The organism is Pseudomonas sp. K5002 (assembly GCF_013386655.1).
Lineage (GTDB): Bacteria > Pseudomonadota > Gammaproteobacteria > Pseudomonadales > Pseudomonadaceae > Aquipseudomonas.
This window is the reverse complement of sequence record NZ_JACARK010000419.1, coordinates 1-9093: the sequence shown is the minus strand read 5'-3', so window position 1 is coordinate 9093 and position 9093 is coordinate 1. Positions and strand designations below refer to the sequence as shown.

7 protein-coding genes and 1 pseudogene are annotated in these 9093 nt (G+C 62.2%); 3 read left to right on the top strand and 5 right to left on the bottom strand.

Annotation, left to right across the window (positions count from 1 at the left end; genetic code table 11):
• On the top strand, window positions 1-432 hold a 432-nt coding region (locus HX846_RS19225; RefSeq protein ID WP_256739840.1), incomplete at its 5' end, for an MATE family efflux transporter.
• Here HX846_RS19225 and HX846_RS19220 read toward each other — a convergent pair.
• From HX846_RS19220 to HX846_RS19200, 5 genes are all read right to left on the bottom strand, one after another.
• Entirely contained in the window at window positions 416-1279 is an 864-nt protein-coding gene (locus HX846_RS19220; RefSeq protein ID WP_134325668.1) for an alpha/beta hydrolase, read from the bottom strand. The genes HX846_RS19225 and HX846_RS19220 overlap by 17 nt on opposite strands.
• Before the next feature lie 181 nt (window positions 1280-1460).
• Window positions 1461-3374 (bottom strand): arginine decarboxylase, encoded by a 1914-nt coding sequence (gene speA, locus HX846_RS19215; protein ID WP_003217295.1) that lies wholly within the window; start codon window positions 3372-3374, stop codon window positions 1461-1463.
• A 212-nt stretch (window positions 3375-3586) separates the two neighbouring features.
• Window positions 3587-3958 (bottom strand): translation initiation factor Sui1, encoded by a 372-nt coding sequence (locus tag HX846_RS19210; protein ID WP_003217297.1) that lies wholly within the window; start codon window positions 3956-3958, stop codon window positions 3587-3589.
• A 297-nt stretch (window positions 3959-4255) separates the two neighbouring features.
• A complete protein-coding gene (locus HX846_RS19205) occupies window positions 4256-4792 on the bottom strand; it encodes an NUDIX hydrolase (protein WP_008439015.1) in 537 nt (178 codons plus the stop codon).
• A 2-nt stretch (window positions 4793-4794) separates the two neighbouring features.
• Entirely contained in the window at window positions 4795-5862 is a 1068-nt protein-coding gene (locus HX846_RS19200; protein WP_003217301.1) for a DUF2333 family protein, read from the bottom strand.
• A gap of 274 nt (window positions 5863-6136) precedes the next feature.
• Here HX846_RS19200 and HX846_RS19195 point away from each other — a divergent pair, with 274 nt between their 5' ends.
• Window positions 6137-7807, top strand: coding sequence for a PleD family two-component system response regulator (locus HX846_RS19195; protein ID WP_008439016.1), 1671 nt, complete (start codon window positions 6137-6139; stop codon window positions 7805-7807).
• 52 nt (window positions 7808-7859) lie between these two features.
• Window positions 7860-9093, top strand: a pseudogene (locus tag HX846_RS19190) (methyl-accepting chemotaxis protein); the annotation flags it as partial.

Here is a 9093-nt window from a genome sequence, read left to right as displayed (position 1 = left end):
GGCGCCCACGACCGCCAGGCCTTGCGCCGCTCGCTGGTGGTGGCCTGTGGTTGGTCGTTGCTGGCGAGTGTCGGCTTCGCGATCCTGTTCGCCGTGTTCGGCCACCTGTTTATCGCCATGCAAACCGATATCCCGAGCGTGCGCGAAACCGCCGACATCTACCTGCCCTACCTCGCCGTACTGCCGTTGATCGCCGTGTGGAGCTACCTGCTGGACGGCCTGTTCATCGGCGCCACCCGCGCCCGGGAAATGCGCAACGGCATGCTGCTGACGGTGGTGATTGTGCTGCCCTTCGCCTGGGCCTTGCAGGGCCTGGGCAACCACGGCTTGTGGATAACCTTCCTGTTGTTCATGGCCCTGCGCAGCCTGACGCTGTGGGCAATTGCCTGGCGCCTGAACAAGCAGGACCGCTGGCTTACTGGCCCGGCGTGAACGTGATAAACGCCGTGACCCGGTCCAGCACGGGCGCCAGCCAGCGCAGCGGCCGGGACATCGACGCCACCAATGTGGCGTGGCTGGTCTTGGTGAAGTAGAACTCCTCCACCGGCACACCCGCCGCTCGCAGCTTTTTCGCCAACCCGCCGGTGTTGCGCTTGGGGTTGACCAGATTGTCGTCCACCGAAGCAATCAACAGGCTGGGGGGTGCGCTTTGGCTCACGTGGTTGATGGGTTGGGAATCGGGCGGCGAGTCCGGGTAGAAGAACACCGGGCGCACATCGCGGTTTTCAATCGGCAGGAAATCATACGGCCCGGCGAGGCCGATCCATCCCTTGAAGACTGACGGCGACAGGCCAACCCCGGCCAGCCACTGCGGGTCCAGCGCCAGCATTGCGGCGTTGTACGCACCGGAACTGTGGCCCATCACATACAGCTTGCGGGGATCGCCGCCGTATTCGGCACTGTGCTGATACGCCCACGCGACTGCTTGGGCGCCGTCCTGCAAAAACAGTGGGTAGCGCACTTGCGGGTAAAGCCGGTAATCGGCGATCACCACCACGATTCCACGGGAGGCCAATGCTTCGCCGACAAACCCGTAGTCATCCTTGGAACCGCTGTTCCAGCTGCCGCCATAGAAAAACACCACGACGGGCGCGTCGGGCAAGGCGGTGACGGGGCGGTAGATATCGAGTTTCTGGCGGGGGTCATCGCCGTAGGCGAGGGAGGAGGTTTTGGTGAAGGTGCTGGTGGGGGTGAGTGCGTTGAGCACTTTGATCGGGGAGCAGGCTGCGAGCAGCGTCGCGATGGCCAGGGTGAACACTTGCAGGAGTTTTTTCGACATTATTCAGGCCCTATAAAAACTGCAGGACTTGCGGCGATCCAAATGTGGGAGCGGGCTTGCTCGCGAAGGCGGTGTATCAGTCTGCACATGTATTGACTGACACACCGCCTTCGCGAGCAAGCCCGCTCCCACACTGGATCTCTGTCACATTGAGATCTTTGTCAGCCTGGAAGCGGTGTGCTTACGAGGACAGGTACGACGAACGCGTCAAACCAAGACGCAACGCATCCAGGAACTGAGTCCGCTCCGCCGCCGTGATCTTCGCGCTGGCGCACTTGTCACGGTAGTGAGTCATCAACTCCTCCGGCGACAAGTGCACGTAGCGCAGCATGTCTTCGATGGTGTCGTGGGTCTCGATCCCGGCGCTGTACACCGACCCGTCGTCACGCTGGTAGATGTTCACCGAGTCGGTGTCACCGAACAGGTTGTGCATGTCGCCGAGAATTTCCTGGTAGGCACCCACCAGGAAGATCCCCAGCAGGTAGTCCTCGCCTTCTTTCACAGCGTGCACCGGCAAGCTGGTCTCGATGCTTTGCTCATCCACGTACTGCTTGATCTTGCCGTCGGAGTCGCAGGTCAAATCCTGCAGCACCGCACGGCGCAACGGCTCTTCGTCGAGGCGATGCAGCGGCAATATCGGCAGCACCTGGCCGATGGCCCAGGTGTCCGGCAGGCTCTGGAAGACCGAGAAGTTGCAGATGTACTTGTCGGCCAGCTTGTCGTTGAGCTCGTCCAGCACCTGACGGTGGGAACGCTGGCGGGCTTTCAGCGAGTCGTGCAGGCGGCGGCAGACGGCGAAGTAGCATTGTTCAGCCAAGGCCTTCTCGGCCAGGGTGATCTTGCCGTCGGCGTACTGGGTCGCCACGTCGCTCATGTAGTGAGTGGCGCGCCAGTAGGTTTCGGTGACCATTTCAATGTCGGTCGGGCCCAGCAGGTCCACCAGCCATTGCACGGTTTCCGGCAGGCTTTCCTTGTTTTCGATCAGCGGCACGTCGTCGTTGTGTTTCTCGACGTCAGTGACTTGCACCACCAGCATGGCGTGGTGGGCGGTCAGGGAACGGCCGCTCTCGGAGAAGATGTTCGGGTGCGGCAGGCTCTGCGCGTCGCAGAATTCCTTGAGCATGCCCACAACCACGCCGGCGTAGTCGTCCATGTCGTAGTTGATCGAGCTGGCGTTACGCGAGTGGGTACCGTCGTAGTCCACGCCCAGGCCGCCGCCCACGTCGATGTGGTCTACCGGCAGGCCGAGGTTGCGCAGTTCGCCGTAGTAACGAATGGCTTCCTTGAACCCGTGCTGGTAGTCGGCCAGGTTGGCGATCTGCGAACCCATGTGGAAGTGCAGCAGGCGGATGCCCTGGTCCAGGCCCGCCGCGCGGAAGCGCTCGACCACCGACAACAATTGCGCCGCCGACAGACCGAATTTGGATTTCTCGCCGCCGGTGTCCGCCCACTTGCTCGACGCCAGGGACGACAGGCGCACCCGCAGGCCCACCTGCGGCTTGACCTTGAGGTTGGCGGCTTCTTCGATCACCAGGCCGACTTCGGATTCTTTCTCGATCACGATGAACACGTTGTGGCCCAGCTTCTGGCCCATCAGCGCGAGGCGGATGAACTCACGGTCCTTGTAACCGTTGCAGACGATGGTGCCGCCTTTCGGCGCCAGGGCCAGCACGGCCAGCAGCTCGGGCTTGGAGCCGGCTTCCAGGCCAATGGACACGTCCTGGGTGGCGATGATGTTCTCGATCACCGCTTCCTGCTGGTTCACCTTGATCGGGTACAGCGCGGTGTATTTGCTCTGGTATTCCAGGCGCTCGATATTGGAGTCGAACGCGCCGGTCAGCTGGCGCACGCGGTCTTGCAGGATGTCGGGGAAGCGCACCAGCAACGGCAGGGACAGGCCGCTTTTGCGCAGCTCGTCGACTTGCTCGTACAGGTCCACAGGCGTGCTGTTCGGGCCGTTCGGACGGACTTCAACGCGACCGGCATCATTGATCGCGAAATACCCGGCCCCCCAATGGCGAATCCCGTAAACACTGCGGCTGTCCGCAACTGTCCATTGGCTGCCATCGTCTTTGCGTGTGCGTCGTACGGACATCGAAGTCCCCTATAAATGAAGTCGAAGTGCACCGGCCTGATCAGAGGCTGGCGCAGTCTAAAGAATGAAAATGACGATTTGCCTGTGAGAGGGGTAGACCCCACTTGCAGGACAGAGTTTAGACACCGGTCAGGAACAGGCTCTGTGAAAACCATGGAGACGACAGTTCGCGTTCAGCCAGCGGGCTATCGGGGTGGTTTTCACAGAGGCTGCTAGCCGCCGGATTTCTTCGCCTTGTAACCCAGCTTGATCAGCTCGGCCAACAGCAACTCGACGTGGTCGCCCTGGATCTCGATCACGCCGTCTTTCAGGGCGCCACCGGTGCCACAGCGCTTTTTCAGCGTGGTGGCCAGTTCCTTCAAGGCTTCTTCGGCCAGGGGCACGCCAGTGATGGTGGTCACTGTCTTGCCGCCACGGCCCTTGCTCTCGCGACGAACGCGGGCAATACCATCGCCTTCGGGAATCAGGGTTGTTTTGCAGGTACAAGCGTCCACGGGCTGGCGACAGTCCGGGCAGTGTCGACCTGCGTCGGTGGAAAATACCAGGCCACCAAGGGCGGCGAAGGATGCGGCTTTTTTGGCCACCGGCAATCCTCTTGGGAGGACAAAGACTGATCGATGGGGTCATCGACCGCGAAGCCCCACTCAGGCAGGGGCAGCGCTACTGAGCCGCCGATGTTCAAACCACTGTAGGAGCGAGCTTGCTCGCGAAGGTCGTCAACGATAACGCGGGCCTTCAGACAGCACGCGTCGTGCTTACGTTTTTCGCGAGCAAGCTCGCTCCTACAGGGTGGAACAACAGCGGTTCAGCCTGAAAAGTCGCGCAGTGTAACGGCAAAAACGCCCCTTGCTAAGAGCCAAATGGCGCCAATTTATGCAACTTTAGCGACGCAGGGCCAAATAACGACGCAACCCTTCCTGGGCATCCGGGCAATAGGGCTTTTGCTCGGCCTCCTGAAGCACCGTGGCCAGGGGCAGAAAGCGCGCCTCCATGACTTCTTCCGGCTGGATTCGCAGCGGCCCGTCCCACACGGCCGAGAACGAGGTGCACCAGAGCCGGCTGTCGCCGTCTTCGAAGTAGAAGTGATCGTGGGCGGTCAGTTCGACGCCGCTGACACCCAGCTCCTCTTCCAGCTCACGGGCCGCCGATTCGGCATAGGACTCGTGGGCCGCCACCATTCCGCCCGCCGCCGTGTCCCAGAAACCCGGGTACATGGCTTTGCTCAGGGTGCGCCGGTGCACACACAGCTCACCGGCCGAGTTGAACAGGAAAATAAAGGTGCAGCGCCCGATCAGCCCGCGCCGGCGCAGATCGGAACGTACGAGGCTGCCGAGCAGGTTGTCCTGCTCGTCGACCCAGGCAATCAGTTCGGCGTCGGAGGCGGCGCGGTGCGCTGCCTCCCTGGTGGAAGCGTCCATCATCAACCCTGGTTCAGGAGCTGACGCAGGTCGATCACTGCAGCGTTGGCCCGGGAAATATAGTTGGCCATGACCAGCGAATGGTTGGCCAGGATGCCAAAGCCACTGCCGTTGAGAATCATCGGGCTCCATACCGGCTCTTGCGAAGCTTCCAGCTCACGAATGATCTGGCGCACGCTGACGGTGGCGTTCTTCTTGGCCAGCACATCGGCGAAGTCGACTTCAATGGCGCGCAGCAGGTGCGACAGGGCCCAGGCCTGGCCGCGGGCTTCGTAGAACACGTTGTCGATCTGCATCCATGGGGTTTCCACCACTTCTTCGTCGACCTGCGGCACTTCACCCGGCGCCAGCGCTTCGGTTTTCAGCGCGGTGTTGAGCTTGACCCGGCCCACACTGGCCGACAGCCGTTGCGACAGCGAGCCCAGGCGGGTCGCCACATCACCCAGCCAGTTGTTCAGGTTGTCGGCACGTGCATAGAACAGCGCGCCTTTTTGATTCGGGTCGGACAAGCGCGCTTCGTAGCGGCTCAGGGAATTGATGCCTTCCTGGTATTCCGACTCGCTGGACGGCAGCACCCAGCTCTTGTTGTCGAAGTTGAAGCGCGGTTCGGCCTTGGCCAGGTCTGCGTCTTCCGCCGACTGCGACTGGGAGCGGGCGAAGTCCTTGCGCAGGGCACGGGTCAGGTCACGCACCTGCACCAGTACGCCGTACTCCCAGCTCGGCATGTTGTCCATCCACAGGCCCGGCGGGAAACGGTCGTTGGAAATGTAGCCACCCGGCTTGTTCAGCAGGGTGCCCACCACCGTCTTGAGGGTTTCGACGGTGGTAAAGCCCACCACCATCTGCTTGCCATCCTTCTCGGCGGCAATTTGCGCATTCTGCTGGACCGGGAACAACGCAGGCTCTTCGCTCCAGTACCAACCCAGGGCACCGGTGACCAACAGGTACAACGCAACCAGCGAGAGCAACGCACGGCTCATCAGCAGGTTACGGAAATAGCTGCGGGGGGCCGACTTGGTTTCAGGGGCCGGGCCCTTTGCACTGCCTGCGCGGTTTTTCCAGTCCAGCATGGCGATATCCTTTCAATCACTTGAGTTCAATAGCTACGACCACAACCCTGCCCCATCGTGCCGAGCAGTGCGGCGCTTTTAGCCAGGGTGGCGCGAGTACGCGGTTCGACTATAAAGGATGCACGCTGTTTACGCCCGCGCGACTGCATGGTCGATAAATGAATCTCTGCGACCTTGCAGTTAATTGACGTATGACACTCGTGCAACGGAAAAGAGGTGCTAGCATAGAGCCATCAGTTCGACCTCAGCATGCAGCCTAACTAGTAGTCAGGATATGACCGAGCCAGAAGACCCCAGCCGTGAGCGTCTCAAGCACCATTTTGCCCAGCGGGTAATTCATCAGGCACGTCAAATTCTTGAGATCTGGCAGCGCCTGCAACGCAGCGAATGGTCGACCACTGACTTGTCCGAGCTCAGTGAGGCCAACCTGCGCCTGCTGCGCTTTGCCGAGCGCTTCGAGCAGCCGGAACACGGCCAGTTGGCGCACCAGATCGGCGCATCACTCAAGGCGGTGGACGACAACCGCGGCCGCCTGAGCAGCCACCTGATCACCGAACTCAACCGTTTGATGCAGCGCCTGTCGCGCACCGGGCTGCGCCAGGGCGACCAGCTGGAACAAACCCTGCTGCCGCCGATGCGCAAGCCGATCTACGTGATGCTGGCCGATCACGACCGCGCCGACCGCCTGGCCAAGCAGCTGGAATTTTTCGGCTTGAGCGCCCAGTCCCTCGACAGCGTGGCGGCGTTTCGCTCATCCATGGCCGAGCGCTTGCCGGCGGCCATTGTGATGGATGTGGATTTCTGCGGCGCCGGCCTCGGCCTGAAGCTCGCCGCCGAAGCCCAGGAAGGCCTGGAGCAAAAGCTGCCACTGCTGTTTTTCAGCCTGCACGAAACCGACACCCCAACCCGCCTGGCCGCCGTGCGCGCCGGCGGCCAGGAGTTCCTCACCGGCACCCTGGAGGCGTCGAGCCTGCTGGAAAAAATCGAAGTGCTGACCTGCGTCGCCCAGTACGAACCTTATAAAGTGCTGATCATCGACGACTCGCGGGCCCAGGCGATGCACACCGAGCGCCTGCTCAACAGCGCCGGCATCGTCACCCGCACCCTGATCGAACCGATCCAGGCCATGGCCGAGCTGGCGGACTTCCAGCCCGACCTGATCATCCTCGACATGTATATGCCGGCCTGCACCGGTACCGAGCTGGCCAAGGTGATCCGTCACAATGACCGCTACGTCAGCGTGCCGATCATCTACCTCTCGGCCGAAGACGACCTGGACAAGCAACTGGACGCCATGAGCGAAGGCGGCGACGACTTCCTCACCAAACCGATCAAGCCCCGGCACCTGATCACCACCGTACGCAACCGCGCCGCGCGGGCACGCAACCTCAAGGCGCGGATGGTGCGCGACAGCCTCACCGGGCTGTACAACCACACCCACATCCTGCAACTGCTCGAAGACTGCAGCTTCCGCGCGCGCCGCGAGAGCAAGCCGCTGAGTTTTGCGATGCTCGACATCGACCATTTCAAGCGGGTCAACGACAGCCACGGCCACCCCATGGGCGACCGGGTGATCAAGAGCCTCGCGCTGTTTCTCAAGCAGCGCCTGCGCAAGACCGACTATATAGGCCGTTACGGCGGCGAAGAATTTGCCATCGTGATGCCCGACACCGACCTCGACAGGGCTTGCCAAGTACTTGACGAGATTCGCGGGCGCTTCGCCGAGATTCACTATCCCGCCCAGCCCCAGGATTTGTGGTGCACGTTCAGTGCCGGCGTGGTGGAGCTCTGCGACGGCTCCGACAGCCTGATGATGGCGGCCCAGGCCGACGAGGCGCTGTACCGCGCCAAGGATGCCGGGCGTAACCGGGTGATGTCGGCGCGTGCATCAAAGCAAAGTGCCACCTTTTCACCGGAATCCACCGAATCCGTCATAACTCTGTAATGGAAACGCAATAACTTCAGGCACTTACTTCTGCTGTCGGTTGAAACCACGCATGCGCCTGAAGCTGCTGACGAATCTGAACACCCTCCTTCTGGTCGCCGTTTGCCTGGCCCTGGGCGCTACGCTCTGGTGGTCGCAACGTGCCCTGGAACGGCCTTACCTGCTGATGGAGCGCTACCTTGGCCTGTCGCAGACGTTCCAGAACCAGGCCGCGCGCAATATCGACGATTACCTCGCCAGTGGCGACGCCCTGCGCCTGAGCAGCGCCAGCCAGAGCCTGGGAAACCTGTTGCAGCAGCTGGATGAGTTACCCGCAGAGCTGGCGCAAAACCTGCGTCCCAGCCTTGCCGACCTGGACACCTTCGGCAAGACCGACCTGCTGGCCGCCGGTAAGCTGGCCGGCGACCCGCAAGCCCTGTTGCTGCAAGCCGAACGCGAACTCGGTGCCAACCTGGAGCAATTGAACCAGTACGCCAGCGGCGTCAGTACGCCCGAGGCGGCGCGCTATCTGCCGCCGTTGCTCGCTGCGTCCCAGCACCTGGCGAAACTCTCCCTGGCCCGGGACAAGCTGGTGAGCAGCGGGCGCAGCGAACTGGCCGACGATGTGGAGCGCGAAGTCAGTAATATCCGCAGCCAGGCTGACGTGCTGGGGCAGCTGCCATTACTGGGGGTGACCGCCAGCAGCGAGTCCAGTACCGACGATTTCTCGGCCATGATGGGCCTGGAAAATACTGAAAAAACCGTGGCCCAGGACACCGGCGTCGACCTCAAGCGCGAACTCAACAGCCTGCTGACCCGCTACCCCGCCGAGCTGAAACGCACCCGCGAACAAATCCAGCAACGCACCGAACTGGCCACCGCCACCCACCTGAAAATCAACGCCGTGCAGCAAGCCATCGCCGGGCTGGAGCCTGTGGTGCGCGCCCAGCACGCGCAGATCCAGGGCGAAGTGCGGCTGATGCAAGGCGTGATGATCGGCCTGATTCTGCTGATCGCCCTCTTGATCGACACCTTGCAGCGGCGCCTGGCGCGGGTGCTGACCAACCTGGCGCCGGCCTTGTCCACCTGGGCCGAAGGTGACTTCAGCCAACACATTGCCCTGGGCAAGACCAACCGCGAACTGCACGATATCGAAGAGTCCCTGAACCGCCTGCGCGCCTACCTGGTGGACCTGGTGGGCACCATCAGAGGCAACGCCGAGCAAGTGGCCGGCAGCAGCAGCGCGCTGGCGGAGTTGAGCAGCGGCATGCACGACGGGGCCGAGCGCCAGGCCGGTGATACCGCGC

Coding starts and splice junctions, on each gene's coding strand:
- HX846_RS19220 (WP_134325668.1), bottom strand. CDS start 1,279: ATGTCGAAAAAACTCCTGCAAGTGTTCACCCTGGCCATCGCGACGCTG.
- HX846_RS19200 (WP_003217301.1), bottom strand. CDS start 5,862: ATGCTGGACTGGAAAAACCGCGCAGGCAGTGCAAAGGGCCCGGCCCCT.
- HX846_RS19205 (WP_008439015.1), bottom strand. CDS start 4,792: ATGGACGCTTCCACCAGGGAGGCAGCGCACCGCGCCGCCTCCGACGCC.
- speA (WP_003217295.1), bottom strand. CDS start 3,374: ATGTCCGTACGACGCACACGCAAAGACGATGGCAGCCAATGGACAGTT.
- HX846_RS19195 (WP_008439016.1), top strand. CDS start 6,137: ATGACCGAGCCAGAAGACCCCAGCCGTGAGCGTCTCAAGCACCATTTT.